At 65.0% G+C, this 20389-nt stretch carries 13 protein-coding genes; 4 read left to right on the top strand and 9 right to left on the bottom strand.

Annotated elements, in window-relative coordinates; all coding sequences use genetic code 11:
• Positions 1-7: 7 nt before the first annotated feature.
• Genes ACP16H_RS00355 through ACP16H_RS00340 form a run of 4 tightly spaced genes read right to left on the bottom strand, consistent with a single transcriptional unit; the run spans position 8 to position 4885 of the window.
• Positions 8-1624: a chemotaxis protein CheW gene (locus tag ACP16H_RS00355; protein WP_425070251.1), complete on the bottom strand. Its 1617-nt coding sequence runs from the start codon at positions 1622-1624 to the stop codon at positions 8-10.
• On the bottom strand, positions 1605-2105 hold the full coding sequence (locus ACP16H_RS00350; protein ID WP_425070250.1) for a chemotaxis protein CheD: 501 nt from the start codon (positions 2103-2105) through the stop codon (positions 1605-1607). Before ACP16H_RS00350 ends, ACP16H_RS00355 begins: the two co-directional genes overlap by 20 nt.
• Positions 2102-2929, bottom strand: a complete 828-nt coding sequence (locus ACP16H_RS00345; protein ID WP_425070249.1) for a CheR family methyltransferase — start codon at positions 2927-2929, stop codon at positions 2102-2104. The genes ACP16H_RS00350 and ACP16H_RS00345 overlap by 4 nt, the downstream gene beginning before the upstream one ends.
• A 57-nt stretch (positions 2930-2986) precedes the next feature.
• Entirely contained in the window at positions 2987-4885 is a 1899-nt protein-coding gene (locus tag ACP16H_RS00340) for a methyl-accepting chemotaxis protein (RefSeq protein ID WP_425070248.1), read from the bottom strand.
• Positions 4886-5179: 294 nt separating this feature from the next.
• Here ACP16H_RS00340 and ACP16H_RS00335 point away from each other — a divergent pair, with 294 nt between their 5' ends.
• Genes ACP16H_RS00335 through ACP16H_RS00325 form a run of 3 tightly spaced genes read left to right on the top strand, consistent with a single transcriptional unit; the run spans position 5180 to position 8882 of the window.
• A complete protein-coding gene (locus tag ACP16H_RS00335; protein ID WP_425070247.1) occupies positions 5180-5683 on the top strand; it encodes a (2Fe-2S)-binding protein in 504 nt (167 codons plus the stop codon).
• Positions 5680-6684 (top strand): FAD binding domain-containing protein, encoded by a 1005-nt coding sequence (locus tag ACP16H_RS00330; protein WP_425070246.1) that lies wholly within the window; start codon positions 5680-5682, stop codon positions 6682-6684. Before ACP16H_RS00335 ends, ACP16H_RS00330 begins: the two co-directional genes overlap by 4 nt.
• Before the next feature lie 14 nt (positions 6685-6698).
• Complete coding sequence (locus ACP16H_RS00325; RefSeq protein ID WP_425070771.1) at positions 6699-8882, top strand: xanthine dehydrogenase family protein molybdopterin-binding subunit; 2184 nt, start codon at positions 6699-6701, stop codon at positions 8880-8882.
• 82 nt (positions 8883-8964) lie between these two features.
• Here ACP16H_RS00325 and ACP16H_RS00320 read toward each other — a convergent pair whose 3' ends face one another.
• The 3 genes from ACP16H_RS00320 to ACP16H_RS00310 all read right to left on the bottom strand — a co-directional run bounded on the left by ACP16H_RS00320 (position 8965) and on the right by ACP16H_RS00310 (position 11526).
• The gene (locus ACP16H_RS00320) at positions 8965-10752 is read right to left on the bottom strand and encodes an arginase family protein (RefSeq protein ID WP_425070245.1); all 1788 of its coding nucleotides are present in this window, start codon (positions 10750-10752) and stop codon (positions 8965-8967) included.
• 14 nt (positions 10753-10766) lie between these two features.
• The gene (locus tag ACP16H_RS00315) at positions 10767-11087 is read right to left on the bottom strand and encodes an ABC transporter permease subunit (RefSeq protein WP_425070244.1); all 321 of its coding nucleotides are present in this window, start codon (positions 11085-11087) and stop codon (positions 10767-10769) included.
• A 100-nt stretch (positions 11088-11187) separates the two neighbouring features.
• A complete protein-coding gene (locus tag ACP16H_RS00310) occupies positions 11188-11526 on the bottom strand; it encodes a hypothetical protein (protein ID WP_425070243.1) in 339 nt (112 codons plus the stop codon).
• 898 nt (positions 11527-12424) lie between these two features.
• Between ACP16H_RS00310 and ACP16H_RS00305 the strand changes: the two genes are divergently transcribed.
• Entirely contained in the window at positions 12425-16099 is a 3675-nt protein-coding gene (locus ACP16H_RS00305) for a vitamin B12-dependent ribonucleotide reductase (RefSeq protein ID WP_425070242.1), read from the top strand.
• Positions 16100-16484: 385 nt separating this feature from the next.
• On the opposite strand, the gene ACP16H_RS00300 is transcribed toward ACP16H_RS00305, so the two are convergent.
• Complete coding sequence (locus tag ACP16H_RS00300; RefSeq protein WP_425070241.1) at positions 16485-17111, bottom strand: YitT family protein; 627 nt, start codon at positions 17109-17111, stop codon at positions 16485-16487.
• An 85-nt stretch (positions 17112-17196) separates the two neighbouring features.
• A complete protein-coding gene (locus ACP16H_RS00295) occupies positions 17197-20238 on the bottom strand; it encodes a calcium-binding protein (protein ID WP_425070240.1) in 3042 nt (1013 codons plus the stop codon).
• Positions 20239-20389: the final 151 nt, after the last annotated feature.

Below are 20389 nucleotides of genomic sequence, written 5' to 3'. Positions count from 1 at the left end.
TCTGCCACTATCGCGGCTCCATCGCATCCAGCGGTTGTCCGTCCGCCATCTTCAGGCAGCGCCGGATCAGCGACCCCGCGTCTATGACCATGACAGCCCCATGCTTGGTGCTTTTGATGCAGCCGGCATCATCCTCGACAATTTTACGAGACACATTCCCCGCATTGATCGTCATCTTGCCCGTCACCTGCTGCGGACTGGTCCGCGCGATCTCTTCGACGGTGTCGACCACGAGGCCGTATTTTTCGCCCTCGTGACGCAGGATGACGATCCGTTTCGCTGCCGCTGCGTTCTCTGGCAGGCCATAGATCCTGCGGGCATTGAGGATCGTTATCATCTCGCCCCGCAGGTCGAGGATGCCATCCACGAAATCCAGCGAGTAGGGCGGTTTCAACAGCGTGTCGGGGTACTTGATGACCTCGCTGACCTGAGCGGTGTCCAGCGCCAGCGGCCGATCCAGCGTGAACACGATGAATGTCATCCGGGCGCCTATCTGCTTTTTCGCGGTCTTCTTCTGTTCGGCGGTGTCCTGCTGGTGAACGTCGCGGCAGCGCTGCGCGGTTTCCACGAGGATCGGCACGCGGCGCAACGCCTCGTAGTCGATCAGCATGATGATCTGCTCGTTCTTGCCGATGACGCAGCCCCGCACGATGTCACCGCGCGGGATCGCGAGTTTGGTGAAGGGATGTATCTCGTCCTCGAAGCTCGACATGATGTTGTCGACGGAATAGACCAGAAGCCCGATCAGGCCGCCATCCGTCTGAATCACAAGCATCTTTCGCAACGGGCGGGCCGACGCGCTGGATTTCAGGCGGGCCTCGTCCCCCATGAAGTTGCGGAAATCCGCGACGGGAAGGATCTCTCCGCGCAGATGGGTGATGCCGATGAAACAGTCCTGCACGAGGACGGAGTCGTTGATTTCCGGGGCGTTACGGACTTCGACGACGTGGCGCAGGTCGATGGCGCATGTGGTGTGCCCGAACTGGAACGTCAGGCAGTTGAACCGTCCCCTGCGCCGGTTGGCCTGAAGGCGCGAGCCATTGCCCCACAGCGTCTCGCCGCGCGGGACCTTCTTGAGGCCGAGCACCTCGCGCGGATCGAGGATCTGGATGATCCGCTGGCCGCCGTCGAGTTTCAGGAAACCCTGGATGACCACGTCCCGCGTCTTGTCCCCATCGGTGCGGAGGTCGACGCGGTCCTCTTCGCGGATCGTCAGAACCTGTCCCGTCCGGTCCACCAACAGGCCGACGCAGATCTGGCCGTCGTCGACGATTGCGACCTGACGGTCCCGGATCGCAGCCTCCGGCGCGGGCATGTCGAGCAGACGGCGGAGGTCGACGATCGGGATGATCGTACCGCGAAGGTTGAAAAGCCCCTTCATGTAGGGCGGTGACAGCGGCACGACCGAGATCGCGGCCGGCTCCTTGACCGCCTCGCGGAAGACCTCGATGTCGAGCGCGAATTCGGTGTTGTCCAGCCAGAATGTGCCAAAGATGCGGCCCTGCGACGGTGCGCTTGTCCGGGGCATCACCGCATCCCTGTCGGTCATCGCGTCGATCCCGGTCTCGGGGTCGGGTTGCCCGTGGGCTGCCGCCGCGCCCAGATCACTTGGTTGCGCTGACATGGCTGCCCCCCAAACGCGGTATTTGCCGAATGTCGAAGGTGCCTGTGGTGCAATCAATGTTGATCTGCCGCCCAAGGATGCCGCCGGTGTCGTCGTGGAGATTGCGGATCCCCAGACCCCGCACGGCCTTGTAAGCGCTGCTGGCGTTGATCGAGCCGACCAGCCGGGTGGGATCGGTTTCCGGCGCCATGGTCATGTTTGCGCCGCCGGTGACGATGGCCTGCACCTTTCGCAACTCCTGCGGGGTCAGCTCCATGAGGGACACCAGCGACCGCAGGGCCTGATCGACGTGGCGCCCGCTGATCTGATGGGATGTTCCGCCGGAGTCGGACAGTAGGCAATGCGCGAGGCCGTAGACCTGGCGCGTCGGATGCAGCAGCGCCAGGCCGATGCAGGACCCCAGGATTGCGCTCAGGATCTGGCCGGGTCCGGCAACCTTCACCTGTCCGATCTGGACGTGGAGCTTGGTGAGGGTCGTCATGGCGTCCGCCCTTTGCCCAGGGGGGCGGCCTTGTAGATGATCGGGGCCACCTGCTCAAAGTCGCAGTCGATGTGTTTCAGCGACTCGCTTTCACCGATGATGAGCGTGCCGTCGGTGTGCATCTGCTGCCGGACGTGCCGCAGGATGACCGCCTGATCCTCGGGCGCGAAGTAGATCAGGACATTGCGCAGCAACACCACGTCGAAGGGCGACGTATTCCTGAGTGGTTGCATGAGGTTGTGTTGCTCGAAACGGATACGGGAGCGAATGGCCGACGCCGCCGTCCAGCCGTCTTCCTCGTTGCCACGCATGTGCTTTTCGAACAGGTGCGGCTGCTCGGCACGGAACCGCGCGACCGGGCGCCCTATGTATGCGCCCGCCCTGGCGGTTTCCAGAACGCCGGAGGAGATATCCGTCCCGAGAATCTCGTAGTCGAACCCGAGAACCTTCAGGCGGGTGTCTTCCAGATAGACCCCAAGGGTATGCGCCTCTTCCCCGGTCGAGGCCGCCGCCGACCAGACGCGCATGGGTCGCCGTGGCGTGATGGCGGCATGCGCGGGGATGAGGTCATCGTTCAGATGGGCCCAGATCCGGGGGGTGCGGTAGAAATATGTCTCGTTCGTGGTGATCCGGTCGGTCAGTTCCTGCATTTCGGCGGGGTGGGCGGACAGATGGGCGATGTATGCCTTGTAGGTCGGGATATCGAGTGCCCGAAGCCTCTTGTTCAGCCGGGACTCCATCATGGAGCGCCTGCCGTCGGCGATGGAGATCCCGATGTTCCGCCGCACGATCTGTCGGAGCGTGGCAAATTCGCCGTCGCTCATGGCAGGCGTCCGGCGGTCCGTCATCTCATGCATCGAGGCGTGCGTCCCCTGCGCCATTCATCGGTCCAGCTTGGAGATTTCGTCGGTCAGCCCCTGCGCGCCCAGCTTCATCTCTTCGGTGGCGGCGGCGATGGAGTCGGAGGCGATGACCGATTGCTCGGCGGCACCGACGATGCTTTGGATGGCCTCGGCCACGTCGCGGGCGGCGGTCTGCTGTTCGTTCGCGGCCACGGTGATCTGGGTGATGGATTCCGTCGTCTCCGATATCCCGTTCAGGATTTTCGAGAAGGCGGACCCGGCTTCGCGCGAAACCTCGCTGCCCTGGGCCACCCGTTTCACCGTCTCGTTGATGAGCTTGGAAATTTCCTTTGTCGATTGCGACGACATTTCAGCCAGCTTGCGGACCTCGTCGGCCACCACCGAGAAGCCCAGCCCGTGCTCACCGGCGCGGGCCGCCTCGATCGCGGCGTTGAAGGCCAGGAGGTTGGTCTGGCTGGCGATCTCGCCGATGACCTTGACGATCTCGCTGATCTCCTCCGAGGAGGAGTTGATCCGGTCCATCGCCTCGATCAGGCGGTCGATGGCCTTCGCGCCCAGATCGGCCTCCACCTTGGTGCGCTTGGCGACGGCGTCGGAGAGGCCGCTGTTCTGCGCGATGGAATCGATGGAGGCGCTCAGCTCCTCCACCGAGGCGCTGATTTCCTCGGTCGTGCAGCCCAGCGCCTGCGCGCCCTCGGCCACGCGCTGCGCCTCGTCGGCGATATGCGTGGACTTGCTGACAAAGTTCGCGGCGATCTGCTTGACGTTGTGTTCGATCTCTTTCTGATCGGTGATGTCGGTGGCGAATTTCACCACCTTGAAGGGCACGCCCTTGGCGTCGAAGATCGGGTTGTAAGAGGCGTTGATCCAGACTTCCTTGCCGCTTTTGGCGAAGCGCCGGAATTGAGCCGCGATGATTTCCCCGGACGCAAGCGTGGCCCAGAATTCCTTGTATTCCGGTGACCTTGCATAGGCGGGATCGCAGAAGATGCGATGGTGCTTGCCGCGCACTTCCTCCAGTTCGTAGCCGGTGAGCGCGAGGAAATTGTCGTTTGCGCGCAGGATCTTGCCGGTCAGGTCGAATTCGATGGTGCCCTGCGCGCGGTCCAGCGCCGCGAGGATGCCGGAGTTGCTGCGCGCTTCCGTCACGTCGGACCATTCCATCATGTTGCCGGTATAGGACCCGTTGCCGTCAAAGACTGCCCCGACGTTCAGTGCGAACTTCAGGTCGCCGATCGTGATTTCTGTCTTGAACGGCAGGTTGCCGGGGTCGGACAGCATCCGACGCTGATGCGCCGGGTTCTTGTGGAAACTGTCGATGCAGATGCCCAGGATCCGCGCCGGATCAAAGGACGGCCAGGCCTTTGCAAAGGCGTCCGCATGCTGTGACAGCATGTCCTTCGTCGCCTGGTTGACGTCGGTCACGATAAAATCGCGGTCGATGATCATCATGGCCGCGCTGGAATTTTCAAAAGCCGTCTGCCTGCGCAGGTTTTCGCGCTCCGCCTGCTTGTGCGCGGTGATGTCGGTGGCGAATTTCACCACTTTCACCGGCTTGCCATCCGATCCGGCGATGGGGGTGTAGGAGGCGTTCACCCAGACGTCCTGACCATCCTTCGTGATCCGGCGGAATTCGCCCGACGTGAATTGCCCCATGGCGAGGCCCATCCACAGGTCCTTGTAGGCGTCCGATGCGACATACTTGGGGTCGCAGAAGATCCTGTGGTGCAGGCCGACGATGTCGTCCAGCTGGTAGCCGAGGATCGACAGGAAGTTCTGGTTCGCATGCAGGATCGTGCCGTCGAGGTCGAATTCGATGACGGCCTGAACCCGGTTGAGGGCGTCCAGCAGTGCCGCGGAGTGGTCCGCGCTGTCAGCAATCCCGCCCGAAACTGCCTGATTTTCCTTGGCGCTCATTCTACGGCCTCACCCGGTTTCCTGTTAATACGTCGTGATAGCCGGGCGCGGGTTAACCCGTGACTAAAATCCAGCCATTGATCCCGCAACCAAAGGGAATAATCGGAAAAGCTTTAGGGAATGCGACACGCCCTGCGCCGGTGGCTTGGATCGGTCCCGACGCATCGGCCCTTGCGATCCGGCACACAGGGACAGGGGCAAACCGCCGGGTCGGGGAACAAAGGCGCGGGGCGGTGGTTGACCATGGAACGGCTGCGCTTGCCCAGTCATCCCTGCATACGGACCGGAGCTCCCATGAAGACCACTCTCACCGTCAACGCCACCTCTCACGAGGTCGAGCACGACCCCCGCCGCACGCTGCTGGATACCCTGCGCGACGACCTTGGCCTGCCGGGAACCAAGAAGGGCTGCGATCACGGCCAATGCGGTGCCTGCACCATCCTGCTGAACGGCGAGCGCGTGAACGCCTGCCTGTGCCTGACCGCCATGCATGACGGCGACGAGATCACCACCATCGAGGGGATCGGCACGCCGGACCGGCTGTCCGCGCTGCAGAAGGCCTTTGTCGAGAAGGACGGTTTCCAGTGCGGGTACTGCACGCCCGGCCAGATCATGTCGGCCACCGCCCTGATGCAGGAGATCGCAGAAGGCGCGCCGTCCTACGTCAGCGACGGGCTGGACGGCGCCGCGCTGACCGACGCAGAGATCGCCGAGCGCATGTCGGGCAACCTGTGCCGCTGCTCGGCCTACCCGCTGATCCGCGAGGCCATCGCCATGGCGGCGGAGGTGAAGGCATGAGGCCCTTCGACTACCACCGCGCCGCGACCTTCGACGATCTGGCCGCCGGACAGATCATCGCCGGGGGGACCAACCTGCTGGACCTGATGAAGATCCAGGTCATGACGCCGCAACGGCTCGTGGACATCACCCGGCTGGACGGGATGTCGGGGATCGAACCCGAGGGCGATGGCCTGCGCATCGGTGCGCTCGTCACCAATACCGCTCTGGCCAATGACACCCGCGTGCGGGCAGGCTGGCCGCTGCTGTCGCGGGCCATCCTTGCCGGGGCCTCGGCGCAGATCCGCAACAAGGCGACCACCGGCGGCAACCTGTTGCAGCGCACGCGGTGCCCGTATTTCTACGACACCTCGCAGGCCTGCAACAAGCGCGCACCGGGCACCGGCTGCGCGGCGCAGGGCGGGGCCGGGCGGATGCTGGCGCTTTTCGGCACGACAGAGCACTGCCTCGCCGCGCACCCGTCTGACATGGCGGTGGCGCTGACCGCGCTGGATGCTCAGGTCGACGTGCGGCGCGCCAGTGGCGATACCGAGCGGCTGCCGATCCTCGACCTTTACGCCGCGCCAAAGGACCAGCCGGACCGCGAGACGATCCTGAACGAGGGTGACCTGATCACCGCCTTGATCCTGCCCGCACCGCGCGACGGCAGCCGTCAGGGCTATCGCAAGGTACGCGACCGGGCGTCCTATGCCTTTGCGCTCGTCTCGGTGGCCGGGTCCGTGACGATGACCGACGGCACCATCGACGCCGTCACGCTGGCCTTCGGCAGCGTCGCGCCGCACCCTTGGGTCATCCCCGAGGCCGAGCGCCAGCTGACCGGGCAGACCGCCTCGGACGACCTGTTCCGCGCGGTGGCAGACACGCTGGCACCCGACGCCGCACCGCATCCCGACACCGAGTACAAGCGCACCCTGCTGCGCCGCACCTTCATCGCAACGATGCGCCAGCTTACCGGGCTGGCCGACACCGCAGGCACCGACATCGCGAGGGCCCCGGCATGAAAGACCAGACCGACATGAAAGACCATTTCACCATGGACTCCCCGCAGCCGCGCCTGCTGGACGAGACGAAACAAGGCGTGATCGGCACGCCGATGGACCGCCCCGAGGGACCGCTGAAGGTTTCGGGCACGGCGGGCTATACCGCCGACCACGTACCGGACGGCATGGCGCATGGCGTTCTGGTGCGCGCCACCGTCGCCCGCGGGTCGGTCAAGGCCATCGACCGGGTTGCCGCCATGGCCATCGAGGGCGTGATCGACGTCATCACCGACCCGCGTATGATCCGCAATCCGGCGCAGGGGATGGCGGGCGAGGCCCCGGTGCAACCGGGCGACGCGGTGCATTACCACGGTCAGCCCATCGCACTTGTGGTCGCCGAAACCTTCGAGGCCGCGCGGGATGCCGCGCAGCGCCTGAGCGTGCAATACACCACCGAGGACGCCGCAACCTCACCGGACACCACCCCCGAGACAGAGACCGCCGATCCCGAGACCGCTGGCGATTTCGATGCCGCGTGGAACAGTGCCGAGGTGCGCGTGGACCGCGAGTACACCACGCCCTCGCAGGTCTCGGCGGCGATGGAGCCCCATGCCGCCATCGCGGACTGGACCGGCAACAGCGTGACCCTGCGCAGCGCGCTCCAGATGGTGCGCTTCAACAAGGCCGAACTGGCGGATTCCCTGGGCATCGACCCGTCGCAGGTGCGCATCCTCGCGCCCTACGTGGGCGGTGGTTTCGGCTCCAAGCTGGGGATCGGGCCAGAGGCGGTCGCCGCCGCCATCGCCTCGCAGAAGCTGGGGCGACCGGTGCGCGTCGTGATGACCCGCCAGACCGTCTTTGACAGCGTCCTGCGGCGCAGCGAGACCGCCCAGCGCGTGCGCCTCGGCGCGACGAGGAACGGGCGGCTCACGGCGATCTCGCATGACGACCGCGTGTCCAACCTCGACGGCGAAAGCTTTGCCGAGCCGGTCAGCCAGGCCTCGCAGTTCCTGTACGGCGCGGACGGCCTGAGCTTTACCCAGACGGTCGCGCGCATTGCCGCCACGCCCGCCGGATCGGTGCGCGCCCCGGGCGAGGCTGTGGGTATGCTGGCACTGGAATCCGCCATGGACGAACTGGCCGACGCGCTGGGGATCGACCCGCTGACGCTGCGCCTCGACAACCTTGCCGACACGCATCCCATGGACGGACGGCCCTACAGCGCCCGCCGTCTGGCCGATTGCCTGACCGAAGGCGCGCAGCGCTTTGGCTGGGCCGACCGCTGGCAGGCCGGGACCCGGCGTGAGGGCGACTGGCTGATCGGCATGGGCATGGCCTCGGCGGCGCGGTCCAGTTCGCTGGTGAAATCCGCCGCCCGCGTGCGGCTGACGGGCGACCGGGCCATCGTCGAGACGGACATGACCGACATCGGCACCGGCACCTACGCCATCCTCACCCAGATCGCCGCCGAGATGCTGGGCCTGCCGACCGCCCAAGTCGAGGTGCGGCTGGGCGATTCCGACCTGCCGGGGGCGTCTGGCTCCGGCGGCTCCTTCGGTGCCAATTCCGCAGGCTCCGCGACCTTCCTCGCCGCGCAGAAGATCCGCGCACAGATCGCGGAGCGCCTTGGCTGCGCCGAGGATGCCCTCAGCCTTCAGGACGGACGCGCCCGCGGCGACAACCACGAGGCGGCGCTGGCCGACCTCGTGACCGAAGAACTGCTGGCCGAGGTCACCATCGAGGCAGGCGATACCGCCGAAAGCCATTTTTCCTCCGGCTTCGGCGCCCATTTCGCCGAGGTCGCGGTGAACGAATGGACCGGCGAGACCCGCGTGCGCCGGATGCTGGGCGTCATGGCCATGGGCCGCGTCCTGAACGAGAAGACCGCGCGCAGCCAGGCCCTTGGCGGCATGATCTGGGGCATCGGCGCGGCCCTGACCGAGGACATGCAGAACGACGCCCGTGACGGCCATGTGGTGACGCGCGACCTCGCGAACTACCACATCCCCGCCCACGCGGATGTGCCCGGCGACATGCAGGTGGTGTTCCTCGAAGAGCGTGACGACTGGGCGAACCCGATCCAGACCAAGGGGATCGGCGAGCTCGGGATCTCGGGGGCAGGGGCGGCGGTGCTGAACGCAATCGCCCATGCGACGGGGCACAGGCTCTATGACTTCCCGGCGTTGCCGGATCGCGTGCTGAGCACGATGGGGGCCTGAGATGGGGGCTTGAGATTGGGGCCTGACCCGACGGAAAAAGGCGCGCGGAGCCCGGTCATGGGCTCCGCGCGCGTCACTCACATCAGCCGCCCTGCCGGACAGAACGATCGTTCAGCAAGGCCAGAACGGCGGCCAGCCCGACCTCCACGGCGGCGCCGATCATGTGCCAGCTCACGCCGCCATGCAGATGCGGCAACTCCTGCGCATGGCCAAAGGCGGGGGCGGCTAGATCACCTCCGGCGCGAATTTCTCGTCCATTGAGACGTAGATCATGCTCATGTTGGTGCGCTCGCGCACCATTTCGGCGGGAAAGGGCAGGTGGCTCAACGCGCGCGATCCAAAGGACGGTGACGCCGTGCCGACCTGCCAGTGGGTCGTCAGTTCCACGTCCACCAGCTTCAGCGCCTTGCCACCGCCGCGCCCGGGCCGCTCGAAGGGTACATCCGCCAGCTTTAGGCAACTTGTCTTGTCCTTCGCCTGCACGAACCGTCGATGAACTGCGCCGCCAGAACCTGAAGATCCGCCGCCTCGTCATGCTCATGCATGTGCGACTGCAGGTGGTCCGAGTCATGGCTGTGGTTGTGGTCACGCGGGTGGTGCCCATGCGCATGACCGTGCCCATGCCATTGAACATGCCCATGGTCATGGCCGTGGTGATGATGATGGTCATGCGGCATGGCGCGCGCGCCCTGCTTCTTCTTGGTCCAAATCCTCCGGGGTGAGGCCGCAAGGCCGAGGGGCAGCGCCCTTCTCTTCCGCGCCAGCCATCACCCACCCACCTTGTGCGGCCGGGGTTGGACCAGCGCTTGCCCTCGAACTGGCCGTGCGGGATCGCGACGGGCTTGTCGATGCCCATCTTCTCCATGTCACCCATGGTGATGATGTTGGTCTCTCGCTCGCGGGCGACCTTCACCGCCTCGCGCGGGACCTGCCAGCCGCCGATCCCGATCTGCACGAGGGTCTTTGCCGGCACGTTCGGCAGGTTTGTGGAATGGAACCACGGAGTCGTGTGCATCCGCTCGTCCAGATCCTTTTCCTGAATGTCGGCATGGCGGTCGAAATGCACGATGCCGATCTTCTTCGACGTACATTCCGCGATCCCGGACACGCAGGGAAAGCCGATGGAATGGTCGCGACCGATCATGATCGGCAGGGAGCCGGAGCTGAACACATGGCTCACCGCCCGGCGGATCCGGTCAAAGCTCTTCTCGATGTTCGCCGGAATGGTGAACACATGGCCCGCGTCACACAGCGTCATCTGCTCGCGCAGGTCGACGCCCAGCTCGTAGTTGTAAGGCGTATACAGCGCCGAGATTTTGCGCACACCCTGCGGACCCAACCGCGTGCCGGGCCGGTAGGTGGTGCCGCCGTCAAAGGGGATGCCCTGCACGGTGGCGTCATAGTTCGCGACCTCCAGGACGTCCTCGGTATAGGGTGCCTTAAGGAAGGTGTTGATCCGGGCGTAATACGGCAGCTCCCCGCGCGCGAAGGTGGGGATCGACTTGTCGTCGATGCTGTCCGCGCCGGTCAGGCCCATGCGCAGCGCCCAGGCGCGTTCCTCGGCCCAGCGCCCTTCGGGCAGCTCGGCCTCTTTGCGCTTGGCTTTCCAGCCGGCAAGCTTGGTCAGGTCGGTGTGGTGGGGACGCTGCTCGCGGCCCGGCTCGACGGCCACCGCGCCGCCGTCCACCGTGATCGTGCCGCGCACCGGGCGCTCGTCCGCCAGCAGCAGCCGCAGGAAGATGGACTTGCCACAGCCCGAGGCGCCGACGATCGACACGAACCCTCTCTCGGCCACATCCAGATTGACGCGCTCGATGATCGACCGGCCATCGTACGCCTGCCAGATGTCACGCACTTCGACGAAACTCACAGCCCGGCCTCCATTCATGGGAACGCCCTGCGCGACAGCTGTTTCAGCCCCCAGTCCAGCACAAAGGCCAGCGCCGTGATCCGGATGACGTAGGTCAGGATCACATCCATCGCGAGGCAACGCCGCACCAGGAAGATGCGGTAGCCAGGACCCACGTCGGCGGCGACGGCCTCGGCGGCGATCAGGAACAGCCAGGCCGACCCCAGCGACAGGCGGACATTGGAAATCAGGCGCGGCAGGACCTGCGGCAACGCCATCCGCAGCACCGCCACAAAGGGCAGCGCGGCCAAGACCATCGCCAGCGGGCGGGAGGAATGTCGGTTGATGAGGCGCATGTGCATTGTCTGCCAGGGAGAGGGGCGGCCCCGGCGCAGGGCCGGGGGCTTGGGAGAAGAGGCCCCGGCGCAAGGCCGGGGCGGGGATGATCCTCGGGGATCAGAGCGCGCCGTCGGCGGCCATCTGCATGTAACTCGCGTCAAAGCGGAACATCACGTTGGACTCGGCCCCGGTGACGGTGCCGTCCGGGTGGGCGATGCCGACGAGACCCGCCGAAGGCGCGCCCTCGCCAAGGATGCCCTTGTCGAACAGGACCGTTGCACCCGGGTTCGAACCGGTGATTTCGGACACCAGCGGGTTCCAGGTCACAACGGTCTTTACATCGTCGGTGGCGCAGGCCGCGATCATGTCCGCGTCCGAGGTGTTCACCACGTCGTCCAGATCCTTTTCCGCCCGCCCGGCACTGTCGACCGCGCGGGCCAGCAGGGAATGCGACACCGACAGCTCGACCGGGAGATCTTGAAGCCGGTCTGTTCCTGCGCGGGGGCCGGCGGAAGGTGCCGCAAAACGATGCGCCAAATTTGAATAAATGCCCGCGTTTGTGCGATTATCGCGTCGATCGGGCGGGTTGTCCAAGTCTGTACGCCCGTGCACACGCATGCCCAGATTCTCGCCCAGTCTATTACCCCCACGTCATGTCCGCGACGGCTGGCGCTTTGGATGGCCGTGTACTAAAGCATGCGAAGGCCCGAGCCAGCAGATTCGGCACAACGGATGGGCGAGCATGTCCTCCGCAACGCTTTGCCGCAGCGCCGTCGCCTCAAATTCCGGCAAAATCCAATCCTTACCCGCAAATACAATATCTAGACCTGTCATTTCTGACAGGCTGCAAAAAATACATGCGTGTGGATTGTTTTCCGGCTGACTCTCCCGCTTTGCGCTTGCAGAGTTACATGCCCGCGACATTGAAGCGCTTAATTTCTGTTAAAAAGTCGTTAAATCTCCGAAGGGAAGGTTATTCACGTCACCTCAGCGGAACTGTGGATAACGTTGTGCAAACAGGCACAAATCTGCGGGTTTGTGCAGGTGCAGAATATTAACAGCTTGTGAATGAATCGGGCGCCAACACAGGCCCTAGTGTTCGGGGTGGGGGTCAACACAAAATATATGGGGATCTCGGTAAAAAACCCGTTGACGACTCTCCCCCGTCTTGGCCATTTTGTGCAAGCCGGACGAGAGCGCCACAACATATAGTGGCCCGCCGACAAGGGACAGAACTTACAGACCTGACCGAAGGGGGGGACACCCCGGGACCGCGCAAGTTGCGCGTCGGGTTTCCTGCATCCTTGGCACAGCGCTGGCATGGACATGGTGACTTCTGACGGGGCAGACCGCGATGAAAATCGAAAGAAAATATACCAAGGCAGGGCAGGACGCATACGCAGAGGTGGCATTCGTCACCACCAGCAGCGAGATCCGCAATCCCGACGGCAAGGCCGTGTTCAAGCTCGACGAGCTCGAAGTGCCCGCCAAGTGGTCCCAGGTCGCCAGCGACGTCATCGCACAGAAATATTTCCGCAAAGCAGGCGTTCCGGTCGAGCTGAAGCGCGTCCCCGAAGAGGGCGTGCCCGAGTTCCTGTGGCGCTCTGAGCCGAAGACCAAGGACACCCCGAAGATCGGCGAAACCTCGGCCAAGCAGGTCTTTGACCGTCTCGCAGGCGCATGGACCTACTGGGGCTGGAAAGGTGGCATGTTCACCACCGAGGACGACGCCCGCGCCTACTACGACGAGATGCGCTGCATGCTGGCCCGTCAGGTCGCTGCGCCGAACTCGCCGCAGTGGTTCAACACCGGCTTGCACTGGGCCTATGGCATCGACGGTCCGGGTCAGGGTCACCACTACGTCGACTACAAGACCGGCAAGCTGACCAAATCCAAATCCGCCTACGAGCACCCGCAGCCGCATGCCTGCTTCATCCAGTCCGTGTCTGACGATCTGGTGAACGAGGGCGGCATCATGGACCTCTGGGTCCGCGAGGCGCGCCTGTTCAAATACGGCTCCGGCACCGGCACCAACTTCTCCTCGCTGCGCGCCGAGGGGGAATCGCTGTCCGGTGGCGGCAAATCCTCCGGCCTCATGGGCTTCCTCAAGATCGGCGACCGCGCGGCAGGCGCGATCAAGTCGGGCGGCACCACGCGCCGCGCCGCCAAGATGGTCATCTGCGACGCCGACCACCCCGATATCGAGGAATTCATCAACTGGAAGGTCAAGGAAGAGCAGAAGGTCGCCTCCATCGTGGCCGGCTCCAAGATGCACGAGAAGATGCTCAATGGTATCTTCGACGCGATCCGTGGCTTTGACGGGCAGGGCGACGCCTATGACGCGACCGACAACGACAAGCTGAAGAAGGCGATCCGCACCGCCAAGCAGGTGATGATCCCCGAAACCTACATCAAGCGCGTCCTCGACTACGCCCGTCAAGGTTACGCAAGCATCGAATTCCCGACCTACGACACCGACTGGGACTCCGAGGCCTACGCCTCCGTTTCGGGCCAGAACTCGAACAACTCGATCCGCGTCACCGACGCCTTCCTGAAGGCCGTGCGTGAAGACAAGCCGTGGGAGCTGATCCGCCGCACCGACGGCACCGTGGCCAAGACCATCAAGGCCAAGGAGCTGTGGGAGCAGATCGGTCACGCCGCATGGGCCTGCGCCGATCCGGGCATCCAGTTCCACGACACCGTGAACGCATGGCACACATGCCCGACGGACGGCGAGATCCGTGGCTCGAACCCCTGTTCCGAGTACATGTTCCTCGACGACACCGCCTGTAACCTGGCAAGCATGAACCTGCTGACCTTCCTCAAGGACGGCCAGTTCGACGCCGAGCTTTACATGCACGCCACGCGCCTTTGGACCGTGACGCTGGAAATCGCCGTGCTGATGGCGCAGTTCCCGTCCAAGGAAATCGCGCAGCGCTCCTATGACTACCGCACGCTGGGCCTTGGCTATGCCAACATCGGCGGCCTCTTGATGAACATGGGTTACGGCTACGATAGCGAGGAAGGCCGCGCGCTGTGTGGTGCCCTGACCGCGATCATGACCGGCGTGGCCTATGCCACCTCCGCCGAGATGGCGGGCGAGGTCGGTGCCTTTGTCCGCTTCGAGGCCAACCGCGACCACATGCTGCGGGTCATCCGCAACCACCGCAACGCCGCCTACGGCAAGACCACCGGCTACGAGGGTCTCGACGTCAAGCCCGTCGCGCTGGACCACGACAACTGCCCCGACGCCACGCTGGTCGAGCTGGCCATGGGCTGCTGGGACGAGGCGCTGCGTCTTGGCGAGCGCTTTGGCTACCGCAACGCGCAGGTCTCGGTCATCGCGCCCACCGGCACCATCGGTCTGGTCATGGACTGCGACACCACCGGCATCGAGCCCGACTTCGCGCTGGTGAAGTTCAAGAAACTCGCGGGCGGCGGCTACTTCAAGATCATCAACCGCTCGGTGCCCGCCGCGCTGGTCAAACTCGGCTACACTTCCTCGCAGATCGAGGAAATCATCGGCTACGCCGTCGGTCACCAGACCCTTGGCAATGCGCCGGGCGTCAACCACACCTCGCTGATCGGCCACGGCTTCGGCCCGGCCCAGATCGAAAAGATCGAGGCCGCGCTGGCCACCGCCTTCGACATCCGCTTCGTCTTCAACCAGTGGACGCTGGGCGAGGTCTTCTGCAAGGACGTCCTCGGCATCCCCGAGGTCAAGCTGAACGATCCCTCCTTCGACATGCTGCGTCACCTCGGCTTCACCAAGGCCGACATCGACGCCGCCAACGACCACGTCTGCGGGACCATGACGCTGGAAGGCGCGCCGCACCTGCGCGTGGAACACCTGCCGGTCTTCGACTGCGCCAATGCCTGCGGCAAGAAGGGCAAGCGTTACCTCTCGGTCGAGGCGCATATCCGCATGATGGCCGCCGCGCAGTCCTTCATCTCCGGCGCGATCTCGAAGACCATCAACATGCCGAACTCGGCCACGATCCAGGACTGCCAGAAGGCCTACGAACTGTCCTGGTCGCTGGGCACCAAGGCCAACGCGCTGTATCGCGATGGGTCCAAGCTGTCGCAGCCGCTGGCCTCTGCGCTGGTCGAGGATGACGACGAGGCCGCAGAGATCCTCGAAACCGGCACGCCGACCGAAAAGGCGCAGGTGCTGGCCGAGAAGATCGTCGAAAAGGTCGTGGTGAAGGAGATCATCCGCTCCGAGCGCACCAAGATGCCCGAGCGCCGCAAGGGCTACACGCAAAAGGCCGTGGTCGGCGGGCACAAGGTCTACCTGCGCACCGGCGAATACGCGGACGGCAGCTTGGGCGAGATCTTCATCGACATGCACAAGGAAGGCGCGGGCTTCCGCGCGATGATGAACAACTTCGCCATCGCCGTCTCCGTGGGTCTCCAGTACGGCGTGCCGCTGGAGGAATTCGTCGACGCCTTCACCTTCACGAAGTTCGAACCGGCGGGCATGGTGCAGGGCAACGACTCGATCAAGAACGCGACCTCGATCCTCGACTACATCTTCCGCGAACTCGCTGTCAGCTACCTCGACCGCACCGACCTCGCCCATGTCAAACCCGAAGGCGCGTCCTTCGATGACCTGGGCCGCGGGGCCGAGGAAGGCGTCGCCAACGTCAAGGAACTGTCGGAAACCGCCGCGACCCGCTCGCTGGAGGTGCTCAAGCAGATCTCCTCGACCGGCTACCTGCGCAAGCGTCTGCCGCAGGAACTGGTGGTGCTTCAGGGCGGCATCGGCTCCATGACCGGCACCGACCCGGTGGCGGCGCTGAACACGCTGGTCCCCGAAACCGCAGGCCCCTCGGGCATCGCGGCGGCGGTCTCCAGCACCTCGACCGTCGCGGTCGCGGCAGCGAGCATGACCATGGACGAACGCACCAAGGCCAAGATGCAGGGCTACGAGGGCGAAGCCTGCGGCGAGTGCGGCAACTACACCCTGGTCCGCAACGGCACCTGCATGAAGTGCAACACCTGCGGCGCCACGAGCGGTTGCAGCTGATCCAGACCGGGCAGGGCGCGGGGATGCTCCGCGCCTTAGCCGGACCGTAACAAGGAATACCCCATGTGGGGGGTAGGCGTGCGGGGGCCGTGTCCCCGGAACCCGGACGCCCGGTGTGGATGGGACCAATTTGAATACCATCCGGTTCTGGGGTCGGTGCGCTGACCCTGAGCGCGGACAGGGCCGCAGGCAAAAACAACTCGAGCGGTGAACCAATCGAGCCCTGTCAGCGAACCTTCAAAGGGCCTCTCTCGGGAGGCCCTTTTTTCTTTGCCCGGTCCGGCGACACTGTCCGGCCCCGGCGCATCTTTGCGCCCAAGTCACGCGGCGGCAAGGTTGGCCCGCAGAGAATCCTCAGTCATGACAGCGCCTTGCAGGTCAATGTTCACGCGGAGCGCCCGATATAACGGTCGCCGCGATGGTTCACCGTGATCATCAGGTTCAGCAACACCGACCCACCCAGCGAGATCAGCACCAAGGGCCAGTCGAACAGCGCAAAGGCCAGCGCAAAGACCAGCGCGTCAAAGGCCAGCTGCGTGTTGCCCGCCGGGATCTTGCGCGTGTCCTGCAACCACAGCGCCACGATCCCCACGCCGCCCAGCGTCGCGCCATGGCGGAACAGGATGATCAGCGCGATCCCCGCCAGCACGCCGAACACCGGCGCGGCCACGGCCGGGTGGATCACCTGCAAGGACAGCCCCATGGGCAGCACCTCGGTGAATCCCGACAGCAGCGCCACGGCGGCAAAGGTCTTCACCGTGAACTTCACGCCCATCCGCTTCAGCGCCAGCACGTAGAACGGCAGGTTCAGCACAAAGAACACCGCGCCAAAGGACCACCCCGAGGCGTAGCTCGTCAGCAGCGACAGCCCGGCGATCTGCCCGGTCACCAGTCCTCCGGCTTTCAGCACCATCACCGCCAGGGCCATGATGAGCGTCCCCACCAACAACCCCACTACGTCCTCCAGGAGCGTGTGACGGTCGGCGGGCGGGAGGGTCAGGAGCGTCGGCATGGCACCGCTTTCCCCCATCTCCGCGACAGGTGCAAGGGCCAGAGGGCAGCAAGGCGCGCCCCAACGCGCCTTGCCCGGTTTCGCGTCACACCGTGGCGGTCAACGCTGGGTCAGACAAGGCCGGGACCAGCGCCTCGACCTCCGTGCGGCTCATGACCTGCACGACATCCGCGCCAAACGGATTGTCCATGGCGATCGGCCCCAGTTCCAGGTCCGGAGTATAGCTCAGCGCGCGCCACGACGGGATGACCGCCGAGCTGACCACTTCGCCGTCGCTGTCGCGCAGCGTCACCGCGAGGTCGGCCTGCACTTGGTAATACCGCCCGGTGACGTAACGGTTCTCGGCAAAGCTCAGCCCGCCGTCCTCCGGCAACACCACGCCCGCCGGGACTGTCAGGATCAGCCGGTCCTCCGCCGCGTCGAAATCGCGCAGGACCATCGTGTCGTGATCCTCCAGCGCGATGAAGGTATCCGCCCCCGCGCCACCGATATGGCCACCCTCGTAATGGAAGGACGTGCCATAGCCATTGCCCCCGACGATCACGTCATCGCCGTCGCCGCCATTGATTTCCGAGGCCACGCCGAACTGCGCGGTCGACACCCACATGGTGCGCGTCAAAGCATCGCCGCCGATGATCGTGTCGTTGCCCGCTTCGCCACGCAGCACCTGATGCCCGTCGCTGCCGCCGAGGATCAGATCGTCGCCGTCGCCGCCCAGCAGCCGCGCGTTGGCATTGCCGGTGGACAGCGTGTCATCGCCCGCGCCGCCTTCGACCGTATCAACCTCCGTGACGTACAACGGCGGCCCCACGCGCTCCGTCCCCCAGTCAGAGATCACGCCCGCCACGTTGTCCTCACCCGCATGAATTCGGTCACTCCCGTCGCCTCCGCGCAGGCTGTCGGCCCCCGCGGCACCGTCGATGGTGTCATTCCCGCCAAGCCCGTCGATGCTGTCCGCGCCGGGCGTGCCGGTCAGCAGGTCATCGCCCTCGGTCGGCGTCACCGGATCGGGGCCGGGCAGCACCGGGGGCAGGGGGCCGTAGCCTCCGGCCTCCACCACCGCATCCACGTCACCCTGCGCCACGAAAACGATCCCGGTCGACACATCAAACCCCGAGGCCCCCGAGGTCACCGTCACCAGCAGGCTCTCGCCCAGACGGACCTCGACACCGGCATCCGTGTCCATAAAACTCAGATCGTCCAGCGACACCGGCGCATCGTCGGGATGCACCACCACGATCACATCCTCCGCGCGGTCGAAGTCGCTGATCTCGTCATCCCCCGGCACCACGCCGCGCCCGATCTGGCTCACGTTCAGCAAGAAGTTGTCCGCCCCCGCGCCTCCGATCATCAGGTCGGCCCCGATGCTGGAGATCAGAAGGTCATGCCCCTCGCCACCATCCAGCGTGTCGTCGTTGACGCCACCCGACAGCGTGTCATTGCCCGCTTCGCCCATCTGGTGCGAGGGCGACCCGCCAAAGGCGGTGCGGATCAGGTCGTCCCCCTCGCCACCATAGGCCATGCGCGCGCTGCCACCAAAGGTATCGGAGCCACCCACGACAACCTCGTCATTGCCCGCGTCGCCATGGATCTCCATGTCGAAAAATCCGCCATACAGCGTGTCGTCGCCCGCATCGCCATGCAGCACCACACCCGCGCCAAAGCCCGCCCGCAGCACGTCATCGCCCTCGCCGCCATGCACCGTGGCCTCCCGGTTGACATCGATGGTGTCATTCCCGGCGTCGCCAAAGACTTCCGTGCCATTCTGCGCCGACAGCGTCCGCACGGTGATGACGTCATCACCCTCGTCGCCATGAATCAGATCGTCCCCAACACCCCGGGTCGAGATCGTGTCATCACCCCGGCCGCCATGGATGGTGTCATCGCCTGCGTCATCCGTCATCAGGTCGTTGCCGTCGAAACCGTCGAGCAGGTCATCGCCCGCGCCACCGTCGATGGTGTCATTGCGCAGATTGCCACGGATATCATCGTCGCCATCGCCGCCCGAAATCTCATAGGTGCTGGTGGCCGAGGTCCAGGGCCGGATGGTGTCATCGCCCTCGCCACCCTCGGCGATGCGCGTCCCGCCCATCTCGCCGCTGACGAGGATCAGGTCATCGCCCGCGCCGCCAATGTGGCGATAGGTGAACAGCCCGCCCTCGAGCGTGTCGTTGCCATCGCCGCCATCCATGTCGACGGAATTGCCCAGATAGGTGGTCAGCAGATCGTCGCCGTCGCCCCCCAGCATGTCCACATGATTTTCGGCCCGGATGGTGTCATTGCCGGTGCCGCCGTCATAGGTGCTGCGCTCCTGCGCGACCCCAAAGACATCGCGCCCCTGTTCCAGCAGGTCATTGCCCTCGCCACCGCTCAGCAGGTCCCCGCCGGATCGCGCCGTCAGCGTGTCGTCGCCCTCCTGACCCGAAAGCGTATCGCGGCCCGCGTCGTCCGTCAGGTAATCGTTGCCGACCCCGCCGCGCGCGTTGTCGTCGCCCGCGCCGCCGTCCAGCGTATCCTGACCCGCGCCGCCGAACAGGGCATCGACGCCGCTCCGGCCCTTCATCCAGTCGTCGCCGTCCTGACCCCACAGGGTGTCGTCGCCATTGCCGCCATCCATCGTGTCGGCCCCGTCGCCGCCCTCCATGGAATCGTGCCCGGCTTCGCCCAGCAGCAGGTCGTCGCCGGTTTCACCCAGCAGAAAGTCGTCGCCATCGCCACCGAACAGCGTGTCCTCATCGGTGCCGCCGTCCATGGTGTCATTGCCACGACCGCCTTCCAGCAGGTCGCGGCCATCCTCGCCAACCAAAGCGTCGCGCCCAAGGCCGCCCTTCAGCCAGTCGTCGCCTTCGCCGCCTTCGAGGATGTCATGCCCGGTCTCTCCGTCCATCGTGTCATCGCCGGACCCGCCGTTCAGCATATCCGCGCCGGTGCCCCCCAGCAGCAGATCGTCACCGTCATCGCCCAGCAGCAGATCGCGCCCGCCGTGGCCCTGCAACGTGTCATCGCCATCGCCGCCGCGCAGCGCGTCGATCCCGTCGCCGCCTTCGATATCATCATCCCCGCCGGTGCCGATCATCGCGTACCCAACAAAAGAACTGGCCATCAAGGCCGCAAAAAGCGCCAGCATTCGGTCCCCCAACCTTTTAACGTGCAGCAACTATACAAAGGGGCAGGAATGTGACGCTTTTGGCAAGGAAAACCTCCATGACACCAATCGCTTGACGACAATGCTGCACAGGCCGCAAAACTGTATCGTCAGGGCGAACAATCGGGCAGGA

Source organism: Sagittula sp. S175, from assembly GCF_049800975.1.
In the GTDB taxonomy this organism is placed as follows: domain Bacteria; phylum Pseudomonadota; class Alphaproteobacteria; order Rhodobacterales; family Rhodobacteraceae; genus Sagittula.
Note: the sequence above shows the minus strand (reverse complement) of the source record. Positions and strands in the feature narration are given on the sequence as shown.